At 71.2% G+C, this 16,324-nt stretch carries 15 protein-coding genes; 9 read left to right on the plus strand and 6 right to left on the minus strand.

Annotation, left to right across the window (positions count from 1 at the left end):
- Positions 1 to 5 precede the first annotated feature (5 nt).
- The 4 genes from qcrC to V5O49_RS09385 all read left to right on the plus strand — a co-directional run bounded on the left by qcrC (position 6) and on the right by V5O49_RS09385 (position 4,334).
- Positions 6 to 788 carry a cytochrome bc1 complex diheme cytochrome c subunit gene (qcrC, locus tag V5O49_RS09370; RefSeq protein WP_332901989.1) on the plus strand — a complete coding sequence of 261 codons (783 nt, stop codon included), beginning with the start codon at positions 6 to 8 and terminating at the stop codon, positions 786 to 788.
- Positions 785 to 1,834, plus strand: a complete 1,050-nt coding sequence (gene qcrA, locus V5O49_RS09375) for a cytochrome bc1 complex Rieske iron-sulfur subunit (RefSeq protein ID WP_332901990.1) — start codon at positions 785 to 787, stop codon at positions 1,832 to 1,834. Before qcrC ends, qcrA begins: the two co-directional genes overlap by 4 nt.
- A complete protein-coding gene (qcrB, locus tag V5O49_RS09380; RefSeq protein WP_332901991.1) occupies positions 1,831 to 3,537 on the plus strand; it encodes a cytochrome bc1 complex cytochrome b subunit in 1,707 nt (568 codons plus the stop codon). The genes qcrA and qcrB overlap by 4 nt, the downstream gene beginning before the upstream one ends.
- Positions 3,538 to 3,713: 176 nt before the next feature.
- Complete coding sequence (locus tag V5O49_RS09385; RefSeq protein ID WP_332901992.1) at positions 3,714 to 4,334, plus strand: superoxide dismutase; 621 nt, start codon at positions 3,714 to 3,716, stop codon at positions 4,332 to 4,334.
- Between the two features lie 105 nt (positions 4,335 to 4,439).
- Here V5O49_RS09385 and V5O49_RS09390 read toward each other — a convergent pair whose 3' ends face one another.
- Both V5O49_RS09390 and V5O49_RS09395 read right to left on the minus strand, forming a co-directional pair.
- Positions 4,440 to 4,853: a (R)-mandelonitrile lyase gene (locus V5O49_RS09390; RefSeq protein WP_332901993.1), complete on the minus strand. Its 414-nt coding sequence runs from the start codon at positions 4,851 to 4,853 to the stop codon at positions 4,440 to 4,442.
- A gap of 23 nt (positions 4,854 to 4,876) precedes the next feature.
- The gene (locus V5O49_RS09395) at positions 4,877 to 5,800 is read right to left on the minus strand and encodes a helix-turn-helix transcriptional regulator (RefSeq protein ID WP_278235802.1); all 924 of its coding nucleotides are present in this window, start codon (positions 5,798 to 5,800) and stop codon (positions 4,877 to 4,879) included.
- A gap of 116 nt (positions 5,801 to 5,916) precedes the next feature.
- On the opposite strand from V5O49_RS09395, the gene V5O49_RS09400 reads away from it, so the two are divergent.
- From V5O49_RS09400 to V5O49_RS09410, 3 genes are all read left to right on the plus strand, one after another.
- Positions 5,917 to 6,288, plus strand: a complete 372-nt coding sequence (locus V5O49_RS09400; protein ID WP_332901994.1) for a DUF2255 family protein — start codon at positions 5,917 to 5,919, stop codon at positions 6,286 to 6,288.
- A 45-nt stretch (positions 6,289 to 6,333) separates the two neighbouring features.
- Positions 6,334 to 6,660, plus strand: coding sequence for a carboxymuconolactone decarboxylase family protein (locus V5O49_RS09405; protein WP_278235800.1), 327 nt, complete (start codon positions 6,334 to 6,336; stop codon positions 6,658 to 6,660).
- Positions 6,661 to 6,724: 64 nt separating this feature from the next.
- Entirely contained in the window at positions 6,725 to 7,747 is a 1,023-nt protein-coding gene (locus tag V5O49_RS09410; RefSeq protein ID WP_332901995.1) for a zinc-dependent alcohol dehydrogenase family protein, read from the plus strand.
- A gap of 91 nt (positions 7,748 to 7,838) precedes the next feature.
- On the opposite strand, the gene V5O49_RS09415 is transcribed toward V5O49_RS09410, so the two are convergent.
- A complete protein-coding gene (locus tag V5O49_RS09415) occupies positions 7,839 to 8,789 on the minus strand; it encodes a sugar phosphate isomerase/epimerase family protein (RefSeq protein WP_332901996.1) in 951 nt (316 codons plus the stop codon).
- 329 nt (positions 8,790 to 9,118) lie between these two features.
- Here V5O49_RS09415 and V5O49_RS09420 point away from each other — a divergent pair, with 329 nt between their 5' ends.
- Entirely contained in the window at positions 9,119 to 12,862 is a 3,744-nt protein-coding gene (locus V5O49_RS09420) for a S8 family serine peptidase (RefSeq protein WP_332901997.1), read from the plus strand.
- Positions 12,863 to 12,943: 81 nt separating this feature from the next.
- Here the strand turns inward: V5O49_RS09420 and V5O49_RS09425 are convergent, their stop codons facing one another.
- Positions 12,944 to 13,333, minus strand: a complete 390-nt coding sequence (locus V5O49_RS09425) for a hypothetical protein (protein WP_332901998.1) — start codon at positions 13,331 to 13,333, stop codon at positions 12,944 to 12,946.
- A gap of 150 nt (positions 13,334 to 13,483) precedes the next feature.
- Here V5O49_RS09425 and V5O49_RS09430 point away from each other — a divergent pair, with 150 nt between their 5' ends.
- A complete protein-coding gene (locus V5O49_RS09430) occupies positions 13,484 to 14,260 on the plus strand; it encodes a helix-turn-helix transcriptional regulator (RefSeq protein ID WP_332901999.1) in 777 nt (258 codons plus the stop codon).
- On the opposite strand, the gene V5O49_RS09435 is transcribed toward V5O49_RS09430, so the two are convergent.
- Complete coding sequence (locus tag V5O49_RS09435; protein WP_332902000.1) at positions 14,244 to 15,134, minus strand: helix-turn-helix transcriptional regulator; 891 nt, start codon at positions 15,132 to 15,134, stop codon at positions 14,244 to 14,246. The genes V5O49_RS09430 and V5O49_RS09435 overlap by 17 nt on opposite strands.
- 66 nt (positions 15,135 to 15,200) lie before the next feature.
- A complete protein-coding gene (locus V5O49_RS09440; protein WP_332902001.1) occupies positions 15,201 to 16,223 on the minus strand; it encodes a zinc-dependent alcohol dehydrogenase family protein in 1,023 nt (340 codons plus the stop codon).
- Between the last annotated feature and the right edge of the window lie 101 nt (positions 16,224 to 16,324).

The following is a 16,324-nucleotide window of genomic DNA, read 5'->3' on the forward strand; positions in this document are numbered from 1 at the left end:
ATTTCGTGAAGGCACTCGCCGCCCGCCGGCATCACCGGGCCGCCCCGGTCGTGCTGATGCTGCTGGCGCTGCTGCTCACGGGCGGCGTGTACGCCGTCCTGGCACCGAGCTCGGCCACGGCCGACACCGCCAGCACAGCGAACGACGTGGAAGAGGGCGAACGCCTCTTCCAGGCCAACTGCGCCACGTGCCACGGCCCGAACGCCGAGGGCACCTCCGAGGCGCCCTCGCTGGTGGGCGTGGGTGCGGCGTCGGTCGACTTCCAGGTCTCGACCGGTCGGATGCCGATGCAGATGAACGGCCCCCAGGCCGCGGCCAAGCCCCGGCAGATGGACGAGGAGCAGACGGCGCAGCTGGCTGCCTACGTCGCCTCGCTCGGGGCCGGTCCGGCGATCCCGACCGACGAGCAGGTGGACGGCGCCGAGGGCGACCCGTCGAACGGCGCCCTGCTGTTCCGCACCAACTGCGCGATGTGCCACAACGCCGTCGGCGCCGGCGGCGCGCTCTCCGAGGGCAAGTGGGCACCGCCCCTGTACGAGGTCTCGGAGCGGAACATCTACCAGGCCATGCTGACCGGCCCGCAGTCGATGCCGGTCTTCAACGACGCCAACATCACGCCCGACGAGAAGCGCGACATCATCGCGTACCTGATCGAGCAGCGCGACGGGTCGGCCGGTGGGCTGTCCCTCGGCTCTCTCGGGCCCGTCAGCGAAGGCGTGTGGGCATGGGTCGTCGGCCTCGGGCTGATGATCGGTGCCGCTGTGTGGATCGGAGCGAAGTCCTCGTGAGCGAGAACCAGAACCCCACCCCCGGCCGCGACGTCAGCACGACGTCGGGGGCCCAGCACCCCGAGCGGTTCACCGACCCGGGCGTGCCCGAGCACAAGCCGCGGCTGACCGACACCGACCCGGCGGCGCGCAAGCGCAACGAGCGGATCGTCGTGATCCTGTTCGCGATCTCCTGCGTCGGTGCGATCGCCAGCATCGTGGCCTACTTCGCGTTCCGGCCCGACGGCACCACCGAGGGCACCCGGCTGTCCACGATCATGCTGGGCACCACGATGGCCGTGTCGCTGCTCGGCATCGGCATCGCCGCGATCCACTGGGCCAAGTCGCTCATGAGCGACCACGAGCACGTGGACGAGCGCCACGAGCTCGCGAGCTCGCCGGAGGTCCGTGAGGTCGCCGTCCAGCACCTCACCGACGGTGTCGAGGACTCCGGCATCGCCCGCCGCGGCGTGCTCAAGGGGGCCGCGGTCTCCGCGCTCGCGCTCTTCCCGCTCACCTTCGCCGTGCCGCTGATCTCCAGCGTCGGCGGTGACTGGGACATCTCCAAGTTCCGGCACACCCTGTGGGAGCGGGGCAAGCGCCTCGCCTACGACCCCACGGGTCGGCCGATCAGAGCCGCCGACCTCACCGTCGGCTCCGCGGCGCATGTCATCCCGGAGGAGTCCGAGGAGTACATGCAGTCGCACGACTGGATCACCGAGAAGGCCAAGGCCGTCGTGCTGCTCGTCCGGCTCAACCCGGAGGACCTGCGTTCCGACCAGTCCCCCGAGGGCGAGACCTGGTCGTACGACGGAATCGTGGCATACTCGAAGATCTGCACCCACGTCGGATGCCCGGTGGCACTGTACGAGCAGCAGACTCACCACCTGCTCTGCCCGTGCCACCAGTCCACATTCGACATGGCCGATGGCGCGAAGGTCGTCTTCGGACCGGCGAACCGGCCGCTGCCCCAGCTGCCGATCACGGTCGACGACGAGGGCTACCTCATCGCGCAGGACGACTTCGCCGAGCCCGTCGGACCGAGTTTCTGGGAGCGACTGAAGTGAGCACCGAGACCACCGCGTCGACCAACGACGCCCCGAAGACCGTGGCAGGCAAGAGCGCCGACTACCTCGACCAGCGCACCAGTGTCGGTGGCGCCGTCAAGGAGTTCGCGCGCAAGGTCTTCCCGGACCACTGGTCGTTCATGCTGGGCGAGATCGCCCTGTTCTCGTTCGTCGTGCTGCTGCTGACGGGCGTGTTCCTGACGATGTTCTTCGACCCGTCGATGGCGCTCGAGGAGTACCACGGCGCCGGCCCGGAGACGATGCAGGGCCAGCTCATGTCCGTGGCCTTCGCCTCGACGCTGGACCTCTCGTTCGAGGTGCGCGGCGGTCTGCTCATGCGGCAGATCCACCACTGGGCGGCCCTGATCTTCATGGCCGCGATCGTGGTGCACATGATGCGCGTGTTCTTCACCGGCGCGTTCCGCAAGCCGCGCGAGATCAACTGGCTCGTCGGCACCGTCCTGCTGATCCTGGGCCTGGCCGCCGGCTTCTCCGGCTACTCCCTGCCGGACGACGTGCTCTCCGGCAACGGCCTGCGCATCACCGACGGCGTCATCAAGTCGATCCCCGTGATCGGCTCGTACATGTCGTACTTCGTCTTCGGCGGCGAGTTCCCGGGCGAGCACATCATCCCGCGCCTGTTCACCGTGCACATCCTGCTGGTGCCGGCGCTCATCCTCGCCCTGATCGGTGTGCACCTGTTCCTCATGGTGCTGCACAAGCACACCCAGTTCCCGGGTGGCGGCCGCACCGACAAGAACGTCGTCGGCTACCCGCTCTTCCCCGTCTACATCGCCAAGATGGGCGGCAACTTCTTCATCGTCTTCGGCATCCTCGCCCTGATGGGTGCCACGATGAGCATCAACAACGTCTGGAACTACGGGCCGTACGACCCCTCGCCCGTCGGCGCCGGTGCGCAGCCCGACTGGTACATGCTGTTCCTCGAGGGATCGTTGCGACTGATGCCAGGTGCGGGCACGGAGTGGGTCATCTTCGGCTACACGTTGTCGCTCAACGTGCTGATCCCCGCCGTGGTGATCCCGGGTCTGCTGTTCCTGTTCCTGTTCGCCTACCCGTTCGTCGAGGCCAAGGTGACCGGTGACAAGCGCGAGCACCACGTCCTGGACCGCCCCCGCAACGTCCCGGTCCGCACGGGCCTGGGTGTCGGGTTCCTGACGGCGTTCATCATCCTGGCGCTCGCCGGGTCGAACGACCTCATCGCGACGCACTTCGGGATGTCGCTCAACCAGATCACCTGGGCCTTCCGCATCCTGTTCTTCGCCGGACCGGTCATCGCGTTCTGGATCACCAAGCGGATCTGCCTCGGCCTGCAGCGCAAGGACCGCGAGCTCGTCCTCCACGGGCACGAGACCGGTCGGATCGTGCGGTTCGCCAACGGCGAGTACATCGAGGTCCACCGTCCGCTGGACGAGCAGGAGCGGTGGCTGCGCGTCAACTACACGGCGCACAAGCCCCTCGAGATCGAGCCCGCCACGGACGCCCGCGGCGTCAAGCGTCCGGGCTACAAGGCGGAGAAGCGCTGGCAGCGCCTGTCGCGGTTCTTCTACGAGGACCGCGTCGAGCCGGTGACGCCCGCCGAGCTCGCCGCCGCACACTCGCACGGCGAGCACGACGAGATCGCTGCCGCCCAGACCTCCCCCGAGGTGACCTCGGGGGCGACGAACGTCGAGCAGGAGCGCTGAGACTCCTGCCAGGTTCCGACAGAGGCCCGCGTGCCCGATGACCCGCTCCGGCGGGCACGGCACGCGGGTCTCTGTCTATCCTGCACCGGGGGTCGGTACGGCTGACCCACCGGGACGACGAGACACACGCCGCACACGTTCGACGTGGTGCGGCCCGACACCGGAGGTACACCAGCATGGCCGTCTACACGCTGCCTGACCTGCCCTACGACTACAGCGCCCTTGAGCCGCACATCAGCGGCAAGATCATGGAGCTGCACCACGACAAGCACCACGCCGCCTACGTCGCCGGCGCGAACACCGCGCTGGACAAGCTGGCCGAGGCGCGCGAGTCGGGCGACCTCGCGGCGGTCAACCTGCACGAGAAGAACCTCGCGTTCAACCTCGGCGGGCACACCAACCACACGATCTTCTGGCACAACCTGTCCCCCGAGGGCGGCGGCGAGCCCACCGGCGAGCTGGCCGAGGCCATCAAGGACCAGTTCGGCTCCTTCGCCGCGTTCCAGGCGCACTTCGCCGCCACCGCCACCGGCATCCAGGGCTCCGGCTGGGCCGTGCTCGGCTGGGACTCCGTCGGCCAGCGGATGCTGATCTTCCAGCTCTTCGACCAGCAGGCCAACGTCCCGGTCGGCATCACCCCGCTGCTCATGCTCGACATGTGGGAGCACGCCTTCTACCTGGACTACCTCAACGTCAAGGCCGAGTACGTCAAGGCGTTCTGGAACCTCGCCAACTGGCAGGACGTCGCCGCCCGCCTCGAGCGCGCCCGCACCCAGACCGCAGGCCTTCTCGCCTGACGCACCCCGCACGACGTCGAGCGTCTCTGTTCCTCAGGAATCACGAGCTGATTCCTGAGGAACAGAGACGCTCGACGTCGTGTGTGCGAAGGACCGGCCCGGGATTCAGGCCGCGGTGGCGGGCCGGGCGTACTCCTCGTCGGTGACGTGCTCCAGCCAGGTGGTGGACGTGGCGGGGTCGTCGGTGTTCTCGAGCATCGCGAGGTGCTCCATGAAGCTGTCCGGCGTCGCGCCGTGCCAGTGCTCCTCGTCCGGCGGGCAGTAGATCGTCTGGCCCTGCCCGGCCTTGACGACCGTGCCGTCGCGGGTGCCGACGAGCGCGAACCCGTTGGTGACGTGGAGCGTCTGGCCACGAGCGTGCGAGTGCCACGCCGTGCGGGCTCCCGGGGCGAACTTGACCTTGGCGACGACCATGGTCTGGCCGGCGTCCTGCGGGTAGGCGATGGGGTCGAGCCACACGTCGCCGGTGAACTGCTCCGGCGGGTTCTTGGTGGTCGGGGGAGCGGTGAGGACCTTCATGGGGTCGTCCTTCCTGTCGTGGGTCAGGCGTGCTCGTCGGTCGGAGCGTCCTGGGTGGAGGTGGTCGGGACGAGAGCGGGGTGGCCGGGCCAGTCGTGCGACGCGGCCCAGCTCGCCAGCAGCCGCAGGCGTTCCTCGGAGGCGCTGCCGACCTCCGCCGTGTAGACGAGGAACGACAGCCCGGGCTCCGCGGTCAGGTCCATGCTCTCGAAGTAGAGGTCGAGGTCGCCGACGACGTCGTGGTGGAACCCCTTGCTGCCGGTGCCGTGGTGCCGCACGTCGTGGGCGCCCCAGCGGGTGCGGAACGCGGGGGACCGGGTGGACAGCTCGCCGACGAGGTCGTGCAACCCCTTGTCGTGCGGGTCGCGGCCGGCCTCGGTGCGCAGGATCGCCACCACGACGTCCGCCGCGGCCTCCCAGTCCGGGTAGAAGCTCTCGGACCGCTCGGGGTCCAGGAACGTGAACCGCGCGAGGTTCGGCGTCTCGTCACCCGCCGCGAGGACGTCCGCGTAGAAGGCCCAGCCGAGCCGGTTGGCCGCGAGGATGTCCATGCGTCCGTTGCGGACGAACGCCGGGCCCTCGGTGACGGCGTCGAGGGTGAGCTGCAGCGCGGGACGGGCGACCCAGCGCCGGGTGCCGCGCCGACGGGGCCGCACCTGCACGGCACGGTTCGCCGTGCGGGCGAGGTCGAACAGGTGCGACCGTTCGGCCTCGTCGAGCTGCAGGGCGCGAGCGAGGGAGTCCAGCACAGGGTCCGAGACGCCGGAGAGGTTCCCGCGCTCGAGGCGCGCGTAGTACTCGACGCTCATGTCGGCGAGCATCGCGACCTCGCTGCGCCGCAGCCCGGGCACGCGGCGGTTGCTGCCCGGGGGGAGGCCGGCGTCCTGAGGCGTCACCTTGGCGCGACGCGAAGTGAGGAACTCACGTACGTCCTGGCGGTTGTCCATGCTTCGACGGTACGAGCGGTCGGGGTGACGCGCGAGGTACTGCCAGTACACCTCTCGTCAGTGCCTCGCGGGAACGACGGATCCGTCGTTTCCTGGAGGCAGTCGAGAGGAGCACCATGACCACCTGGACACCCGAAGAGCTCAGCGCGGTCGGCGACGCCGGCGAGCTGCACATCGCGCCCGCGCGGACCGACGGCAGCTTCCGCCGCCCGACCCCCATCTGGGTGGTGCGGGTCGGCGACGAGCTGTACGTCCGGTCCTACCGCGGGCCCGACGGCGGCTGGTACCGCCAGGCGCTGCGCAGCGGTCGAGCCCGGATCGACGCCGGCGGCGTCGAGCGCGAGGTCTCGCTCATCGAGCCGACCGACGACGTCGACGCCTCGATCGACGACGCCTACCGCACCAAGTACGGGCGGTACAGCAGCTACGTCGCACCGATGATCGCGCCCCCGGCCGTCGCCGCGACCCTGCGGCTCGAGCCCCGCTGAACCGCACCTCACGCAACCCCCACCCACGCACCTGAAGGAGATCTCATGACGGACCGCGAACCCTCCGGCGCCGAGCGCATGTTCGGCGACTTCGCCCCGGGCCTCGTGCACTACACCGACGACGTGCTGTTCGGAGACGTGTGGAAGCGACCCGGGCTGTCGCCCAAGGAGCGCAGCCTGGTGACCGTCTCCGTGCTGGCCACGAACGGGAACACCGAGCAGCTCACCTTCCACATCTGGCTGGCCAAGGAGAACGGCAACTCCGAGGAGGAGGTCGTCGAGGCCCTCACCCACCTCGCGTTCTACGCCGGCTGGCCGCAGGCCATGGCCGCCATGGCCGTCGCGAAGCAGGTCTTCCGCGGGGAGTCCTGACCCGGGTCCCGAGGACCCGACCCCCGGCCGCCCGGCGGCCATCGTCCGAACGAGGAGCTCGATCATGCGTGGAGCAGTACTGCACGGACCCGGGGACGTCCGGGTGGAGGAGCGGGAGAAGCCGACGCTGCTGGCGCCGACCGACGCCATCATCAAGGTCACGGCCGCCTGCGTCTGCGGGTCGGACATGTGGCCGTACCGCGGCATCGAGACCGCTCCGGGCCCCATGCCCATGGGGCACGAGTACGTCGGTGTCGTCGAGGAGATCGGCGCCGACGTGAGGAACGTGGAGGTCGGCGACTTCGTCGTCGGGTCCTTCTGGGCCTCGGACAACACCTGCCCGATCTGCCGGGCCGGTTACCAGAGCCGGTGCGTGCACGCGGAGTACGTGGGCATGAACGGCGCGCAGGCCGAGTACCTGCGGGTCCCGCAGGCCGACGGAACCCTGGTGGCGACGCCGGGTCAGCCCGACGAGGACCTGATCCCGTCGCTGCTGGCGGCCTCGGACGTGCTGGGGACCGGCTGGTTCGGGGCCGTGGCGGCCGAGGCGGGCCCGGGCAAGACCGTCGTGGTGGTCGGTGACGGCGCGGTCGGGCTGAGCGCGGTCCTCGCCGCCCAGCAGCTCGGGGCGGAGCGCATCATCGCCATGTCCCGGCACGAGTCGCGGCAGCGGCTCGCCCGGGAGTTCGGCGCGACCGACATCGTCACCGAGCGCGGTGACGAGGGCGTGGCGAGGATCAAGGAGATGACCGACGGGCTGGGCGCGCACAGCGTGGTCGAGGCCGTCGGGACCCAGGAGTCGATGCTGCAGGCGATCCAGTCGACCCGGGCCGGCGGGCACGTCGGGTTCGTCGGCGTCACGCACGACGTCTCGCTGCCCGGCGAGCTGCTGTTCTTCTCCGCGGTCCACCTGCACGGCGGACCGGCCCCGGTGCGTCAGTACCTGCCCGAGCTCATCGACCTCATCTGGCGTCGCGAGATCGACCCGGGCAAGGTCTTCGACCTCACCCTGCCGCTGGAGGAGGCGGCCGAGGGTTTCGCGGCGATGGACGAGCGCCGCGCCGTCAAGGCCCTGCTGCGTCCCTGAGCGCGACGGACGCGACGGGCACGACGACGGCGCGTGGCCTCTCCCCGAGCGGGTTAGGCCACGCGCCGTCGTCGTGCCGGGACCGGATCTGTCAGAAGTCCGCGCAGGTCAGGTACTCGAAGCTCTCCCGCGCGAAGCTCGCGTCGGTCGGTGCGCCGTCCATCTCGATGACGTAGTACTTGACCTTGCCCTGGGCCGCCTCCAGGACCGACGGCCAGTCGATGTCACCCTCGCCGACGACGGTCTGGGTGCCGAACGCCGGGGTGGGGCCCGACAGGTCGCCGTCCTTGATGTGCAGCAGGTCGATGCGGTCGCCGTACTCGTCGAGCAGCTCGACGACGTCGGCGCCGCCGTCGGTCGCCCAGTAGACGTCCACCTGGAACGCGACGTACCGCGGGTCGGTGTTCTGGGCCACGGCCTCCCACCAGCTCATCGTCTCGCCGGTGGCCGGGTCGGTGACGTCGAGCGCGAACTCGTTCCAGTGGTTGTGGCCGAAGTGCTTGCCGGTGCCGGCCTTGACGGAGGCCTCGCCGGCGGCGTTCATCGCCTCGGCGGTCTCCATGGCGCTCTCCCACGACGTGCTGCCGCCGAAGAACGGGACGCCGGGTCCGGCGAAGCCGCCCGAGCCGGTGTACTTCTGGCCGATGGTCTTCGCGAAGTCGAAGGTCTCCTCGAAGGCCTCGGGGTCGGTGCTGCCGTGGGAGCTCGGCGCCTTGAGCCCGTGCTCCTTGAGCAGCGCGCGGAACTCCTCGGCGGTGCGGCCCTCGTAGCTGCCGCCGAACGGCTCCACGTTCTTGTAGCCGATGTCGGCGAGCTCGCCGAGGACGGCGTCGATCCCGATCTCCTGCTGCCAGCCGCTGTAGCTGTAGAGCTGGAACGAGATCTTGCTGGCCGGCACGGAGCGGCCGGAGCACTGGTCCGAGGCGCCGGCAGCCGTGCCGTGCTGTGCGTCGGCGACGGCCGGCGCGGCCGCCACGAGGGGAAGGGCGAGTCCTGCGGCCGCTGCGGTCGTGGCAGCTCGGGTCAGGAGAGAGCGTCGCATCGTCGGGAATCCTCTCGAAAGGGGGGTGTCCACCGTCGGACACCTGGAACCGGGGCGAGCGCCGGCGGTTCCCGTTCGGCGCTCGCCCCGTACTTATGAAAGATAACAGCAGAAGCCGACTTGGCAATACCCCTCTTCGGCATCCGATTCATCAGAAGTGGCGGCCGGAGTCGTCGTGGCGGCTTTGCGTCACTGGCATGACCCCGCCATGGATTTCCTTGCCCGCGACACCGTCGCTCCTGGAGTATCCCTCGTGATCCCCAGCAAAAAAGTCATGACGTCACCACGTCGACGTCATCTCTGGCCCACGAGGCACGAGGAGCTGCTCAGTGAACAAGTTCAGGCGATATCTGGCGGGCGCGTGCGCCGGGGTGCTGCTGGCCCCCCTGGTCGCACTGTCCGCCCAGGCGGACGACGCCGACCCGTCGACCACCGCCGCGCCGCCCGAGCCCGGGACGGAGAGCGCCGTCGTCACGCTGCTCACCGGTGACCGGGTGCACGTCACGTCCTACCCGGACGACGCGATCGCGATCGACGTCGAGGCGGCCGAGCGCCCCGACGGCGCCGTCCCGGTGTTCAGCAAGCGCGAGGTCGACGGGCACGTGTACGTCGTCCCGTCCGACGTCGCGCAGCACGTGCCCAGCCTGCTCGACCCGGCGCTGTTCGACGTGAAGCAGCTCGTGGAGGACGGCTTCGACGACGCCGCCAGCGAGGACATCCCGGTGATCGTCGACTACGGCGACACCGTCCCCACCGCCCGCAGCCGCAGCACCCTGCCCGGCATCGAGGTCGAGCGCACGCTCGCGTCGATCGGTGCCGTGAGCGCGGACATCGACAAGGACGACGCCGGGGCGTTCCTCGCGGCGCTGGACCGGCAGGCCGCGGCCGCAGAGCGCTCCCGTGCCCGGACCGGCGGCATCGAGAAGATCTGGCTCGACCACCGTGTCGAGGCCCTGCTCGACGTCAGCACCCCGCAGATCGGCGCGCCCGAGCTGTGGGACGCCGGGTACACCGGCGAGGGCATGACCGTCGCCGTGCTGGACTCCGGCATCGACGCCTCCCACCCCGACCTGGTCGGCAAGGTGGTCGCCGAGGCGAACTTCAGCAACGCCGTCAGCGCGACGGACCGGCACGGTCACGGCACGCACGTCGCCACGACGATCGCCGGCACGGGCGCGGCCTCCGACGGCACCTATCGCGGTGTCGCCTACGAGGCCGACGTCATCAACGGCAAGATCCTCAACGACTACGGGGTGGGCAACCTCTCCGAGATCATCGCCGGCATGGAGTGGGCCGCCGAGAGCGGCGCCGACGTCGTCAACATGAGCGTCGGCACCCGCCGTCTCTACACCGACGGCACCGACCCGGGCAGCCAGGCGGTCGACGAGCTGAGCGAGGAGTTCGACACGCTCTTCGTCGTCGCGGCGGGCAACGACGGGGCCGGCTCGGGCACCGTGACGTCGCCGGGGGCGGCGAGCGCGGCCCTCACGGTCGGCGCGGTGAACGACGCGGACGTCGTGGCCCGGTTCTCCAGCCGGGGACCGCGCGCCGGCGACAACGCCCTCAAGCCGGAGGTCACCGCACCGGGTGTGGGGATCGTCGCGGGACGCGCCGCCGGCACGAACCGCGGGTCGGTCGTCGGCGAGCACTACACCTCCGTCAGCGGCACCTCCATGGCCACCCCGCACGTCGCCGGTGCCGCGGCGCTGCTGCTCCAGCAGCGTCCGGACCTCAGCGCGCCGGAGCTGAAGGGGCTGCTCGCCACGACCGCGCTGCTCGGCGACGAGAGCGTCTTCGAGCAGGGCACGGGTCGGATCGACCTCCCGCGCGCGATGTCGACGCCGGTCCTCGCGGACACCGGTTCGCTGAGCATGGGCTTCTTCGACTACCCGCAGGACGACACGGCTCCCGTCACGCGGACGGTCACCTACCGCAACGTCGGTGAGGCCGAGGTGACCCTCGACGTGGACCTCGAGATCGCCGACGCGGACGGCACCGCACCCGCGACGGGCATGGTCGTCGCGGACGAGGGCACCCTGACCGTCCCGGTCGCCGGGTCCGTCGAGGTCTCCGTCACGGTCGACCCGACCCTCGGGGAGCCGGGCCTGTACTCCGGCTACCTCACGGCGACCGACGCCGCCGGCCAGGTGCTCCGGTCCGGCGTGGCGTTCACGAAGGAGGCCGAGCGCTACGACCTCGTCGTCGAGTCGACCGACCGCAAGGGTCTGCCGGCCGGCGGGCTCAGCAGCATCGACGTCATCAACGTCGACGACCGGGCCACCTACGACGAGCCGAACGTGCGCTACGAGGCGGACGGCACGGCCACCTTCCGCGTCCCCGCGGGGCACTACAGCGTCGGTGGGCTCACCTACACCTACGACGAGTCGGGACGCTACGCGCTCGAGGCCACGGCCGTGCTCGCCCCCGAGGTCCTCGTCACCGAGGACACCGCGGTCGAGCTGGACGCGCGGGACGCGGTGTCCGTGGACGTCGACACCCCGCGGGAGACCGAGGTCTACGGCACGCAGGTCGCCTACCAGCGGGTGGACGCGAAGGGCACGCCGTACTCCCACACCTGGAGCATGTCGGCCCCGATCGGGGCGCTCTCCGTCACCCCGACGCCGGACGTCGAGGTCGGCGCGTTCGAGTTCTACAACTCGCAGACGCTGCGCGCCCCCGAGATCGAGGTGACGGCCGGCGGGACCCTCGACCTGACCGCCCGGTACGCCCGCTTCAGCGAGCGTCTCGACGGCGACATCGACACCGAGCTCGTCGACGCCGGCCTCGGTGCCGTCGAGGACTACGCCTCGCTCGACGTCGATGGCAAGATCGCGCTCGTGGAGCGCACCGGCAACTCGTTCGGCGCGCAGATCGCCGCCGCCGAGGACGCCGGGGCGCAGGCCGTGCTCTTCCACAACCACGAGCCCGGGCTGGTGATGATCAACGGCGTTCCCGGCGCGATCCCGCACCTGACCATGACGCAGGCCGAGGGCGACGCGGTCCGCACGCTGATGGACGGCGGCAGCGTCGACCTGAGCGTCACCGCGATCGCGGCGAGCCCCTACCTGTACGAGACGATGTTCCCCGAGCAGGGCGGGGTCCCCGCCGAGCTCGACTACGCGGTCACGGCGGAGAACTCGGCGACGGTCACGGCGAGCTACCGGGCCCAGGTCGAGGGTGTCGGGATCGCCGACACCCGGCACCGCTGGCGTCCGTGGGAGGCGTCGGCCTTCGGCCTGCTCCGGATCCTCGAGGCGCCGATGGTGCGCACCGAGATGGTCACGGCCGACGACACGATGTGGGGCCACAACTACTACATCAACTCCTCGCCGACGAACCCCTACGGCGCGTACATGGCCGACACCCGGCACCTCTACGAGGCGGGCGCGAAGGTCGAGGAGAACTTCCTCACCCAGGTCATGGCTCCTGGGTTCAGCCTGTACGGGCAGGACACCGCCACGCGCTCGGGCGACCGGATGATGCTGAACGTCCAGGAGTGGACCGACTCCGACGCCCACTGGGGCGGGTTCTACTACCGCAGCGACTCGTCGTCGTTCCGTCTCTTCGAGGACGGCGAGCCGGTGGCCCAGGGCATGCGCGCCCAGGGCGCCTTCGCCGTGGGCTCCGAGCCCGCCGAGTACCGGATCGAGCTCGACGTCGCCCGTGACGCCGACTGGTGGACGATGTCCACCGCGACGTCGACGGCCTGGACCGTGCAGAGCACGCCGGAGGACGGCGAGACCGAGGTCCTGCCGCTGCTGCGGGCGCGCCTGCACCCCGACGTGGACCTGCTCAACCGGGCGAACGCCTCCGCCCACCACGTCGACGTGACCGTCGACCACCAGCCGGGCGCCGAGGCGGCCCCGATCGCCGAGACCCGCTTCTGGGTCTCGACCGACGACGGAGGGACGTGGCGCGAGGTCCCGGTCCGCCGGCACGGCAAGGACGGTCTGCGTGCGGTCGTGAACCAGCTGTCCGACGACGCGGAGTTCGTCTCCGTGCGGGTGGAGGTCACCGACACGGCCGGCAACGTGCTGGAGCAGGAGATCACCCGGGCCTACGGCCTGCGCTGATCCCGAGCGGCGGCGGCCGGGCCGCCGTGGAGCCCGTGGCCCCCTCCCGTCGCACGGGAGGGGGCCACGGGCCTTCCGCCGTCAGTCCTGCGGGAACCGGCCCCACGGGTTGCCCAGCGTGTGCTCCCACGGCGGGCGGTAGCCGGTGGGCCTGGCGGCTGCACAGGTCCCCGGCGCCCCGTCGGTCCAGATCACGGGCGCCGTCGTGTCCCGGCCCTCGACGAGGGTCAGAGTGATCTCCTCGGTGCCCGGGTGCCACGGGTCGTCGGCCTCGAGACGCACGACGACGTCGCCCGGGCCCGTGCCGCCGAACCCCGGTCGCGGGGTGATGACGTCGACGTCGATCACGGTCGGTCCGCCGTCGTCCGGCGTGGCCCAGGCGCCCGGGACCCCCACGGACGACGCGACGACCGCGAGGGCGACGGTCGGCACGGCGGTGGCCGTCCAGCGGTGTGATGTCGAGGTGCGCACGGCTCCTCCTGAGGTCTCGGGGCCGGCGGACCCACCCGCCGGCCGCTGCCTCCAGCATCCGCGCCGACGGCCTGACCTGGCCATACGGCATTGTCCGTATCTTCGGGCGACGAGTCGGCGTACGCTCGAAGGAGCGCTCCGGGAGGCTTCATGTCACGTTCCGGTCCCTCCGGCACCGATCTCGCGGTGCTCCGCGACGTCCTCGACCTGGCCGACGTGCACCGGCACGCCCCGTCGTCGACGGTCGTGTCCGAGATCCTGCGCCGGCTGGAGCGGACGTTGGGCTGCGACGGCCTCGAGTTCCACGTCATGGACGCCCGCGACTTCACCTACCGGTACGTCCAGGAGGTCGACTCGGGCCGGGCCACCGTGTCCCCGAGCCCGGAGAACGTCCACTGGGACGGCGAGGAGATCGTGCACGAGTGGTGGTGGCGGCTTCCGTGCAGCCTCGTCGAGCGCCGCAACCAGCCGGGGGTGCAGAGCGTCCGGTCCTTCTACGGGCAGCGCCGGTGGGCCGAGCACCCCGCGCAGCGCGAGTTCTTCCAGGCCGCCGACATCCTCTCCTTCGGCTATCCGCTGGGGAACGGCCGGTCCGCACGGGTCGTGGGCCCCCGGTTCGACGGCCCGATCTTCGGCGACCGCGAGCTGACCATCTGCCGCCTGCTGCTCGCCTCGCTGCGCGACGTGCTGCTCACCGTCGGGGCGAGCTCCGGGCGGGAGACCCCGGTGCTCACCGAGCGGCAGGCCGAGATCGTCCAGCTCGTGGCGGCCGGCCTGTCCAACCGGGACATCGCCGGTGCGCTCGGCATCTCGGTGGGCACGGTACGCACCCACCTGGACCAGATCTACGCCCGCCTGGACGTGTCGAGCCGGACGGCGGCCGTCGCGGCCGTGGCTGGTCCGGCGTCCGTCACTCCGTCGCGGTGACGCCGGGCCGGGGCTGTCCCGGGCGGTGCCGGTCCGTCCGGGACGCGGCCAGGGACGCGAGCAGGGCGAAGCGCTCCGCCGTCGGCGACCCGGGCTCCGCCGTGTAGCTCGTCACGGAGAGCCCGGGGCTGCCGGGCAGCTCGAAGACGTCGTAGGTGACGTCGAGCTCGCCGACCTCGGGGTGGCGGTAGACCTTCCGTCCGGTGCGGTGCTCGTGCACGTCCTGCCGAGCCCAGTCCTCCCGGAACCGCGGGCTGCGTGTGGACAGCTCGCCGACGAGCGCCGTCAGCTCGGCGTCCAGCGGGTCGCGTCCGGCGGCGCGGCGCAGCATGGCCGCGTTGACGCTCCGGGCCAGCGCCCAGTCGACGTAGAAGTCCTGGGCACGCGGGTCCAGGAAGATGAACCGCGCGAAGTTCGGCCGGTCGGCCTCGAGGTGCGGTGCGTGCATCGCCCGCCCGAGGAGGTTGGCCGCCACGATGTTCTGCCGCGGGTCGACGACGACGGCCGGCACCGCCATGGAGTCCAGCACCCGCTGGACGGAGGTGCTGACCTCGGGCTCGGTCCGTGGCTCCGGCCGGCGGGCCCGCGGCGCTCCGGCCCGGCGTGCGAGGTCGAGCAGGTGCGCCCGCTCCACGTCGTCGAGCCGCAGCGCCTCGGAGATCGCCCGCAGGACGCTCTCCGAGGCGCCCCCGATGTTCCCGCGCTCCAGCCGCGTGTAGTACTCCAGGCTCACCCCGGCGAGGGCGGCCACCTCCTCCCGCCGCAGCCCGGGGACGCGACGTTCGCCGCCGCCGTCGGGCAGGCCCGCCTGGCGCGGGGTGACGTTGCCGCGGCGGGAGACGAGGAACTCCCGCACGTCGTCCTTGATGCTCATGGTCCTCCCACGGTAGGCCGACGACGGCGGGGACGGGGGGTGGGTCGTCCGCCCGTCCCCGTGCCGTCAGAGGGTCAGCAGCACCTTCGTGGCGCGCCGCTCGTCCATCGCGCGGTAGCCCTCGGCGGCCTCCTCCAGCGGGAGCGTGAGGTCGAAGACCGTGCCCGGGTCGATCTCGCGGTCCCAGACGCGCCGGATCAGGTCCGGCAGGTAGCGGCGGACGGGAGCCGGGCCGCCGAGCGTGTGGATGCCGGCGAAGAAGAGCTCGATACCGGGGATCGTCACGTCGTAGTTCACGCCGACGTACCCCAGGTGACCACCGCCACGGGTGGCCCCGACGGCCTGCATGAACGACTCCTGGGTGCCGACGGCCTCGACCACGGAGTGGGCACCGAGGCCACCGGTGAGCTCCTTGATCCGCGCCACGCCCTCGTCGCCGCGCTCGGCGACGATGTCGGTGGCCCCGAACGAGCGGGCGAGCCGCTGACGCTCGGGGTGCCGGGACATGGCGATGATGCGCTCCGCGCCGAGCTCCTTCGCGGCGAGCACGGCCATGAGCCCGACCGCGCCGTCGCCGACCACGGCGACGGTCTTGCCGGGGCCCGCCTGCGCGCCGTCGGCGGCGAACCAGCCCGTGCCGAGCACGTCGGAGGCCGCGAGCAGGGACGGGACCAGGTCGGCGTCCGGCCGGCCGGGCGTGGCCACGAGCGTGCCGTCGGCGTGCGGGATCCGCGCCTTCTCGGCCTGGGTGCCGATCGTCTGGGCGACGAACTCGGCGTGCACGCACTTGGACTGGAAGCCGGCCCGGCAGATCTCGCAGGTGTTGTCGGAGATGACGAACGAGCCGACGACGAAGTCGCCGACCTGGACGTTCTTCACGGCGGCACCGGTCTCCTCGACGACGCCCACGTACTCGTGGCCCATGACCTGGTGGTCGGCCGGCTCGACGCCGCGGTACGGCCACAGGTCCGACCCGCAGATGCAGGTCGCGGTCAGCCGGACGATCGCGTCGGTGGGCTCGAGGATCTGCGGGTCCTCGCGGTCCTCGACCCGGACGTCCCCGGCGGTGTGCATGACGACGCCACGCATGATCGTTCCTCTCGTCGGTGGTGGGTTCGTCACGAGGCTACGAACCGGTCGCCGGGATCCGGGAGGCCCTCCCAGGGCCCCCCGGGACCCACCGGCGACGA

This window comes from Isoptericola haloaureus (genome assembly GCF_036689775.1).
In the GTDB taxonomy this organism is placed as follows: Bacteria; Actinomycetota; Actinomycetes; order Actinomycetales; family Cellulomonadaceae; genus Isoptericola; species Isoptericola haloaureus.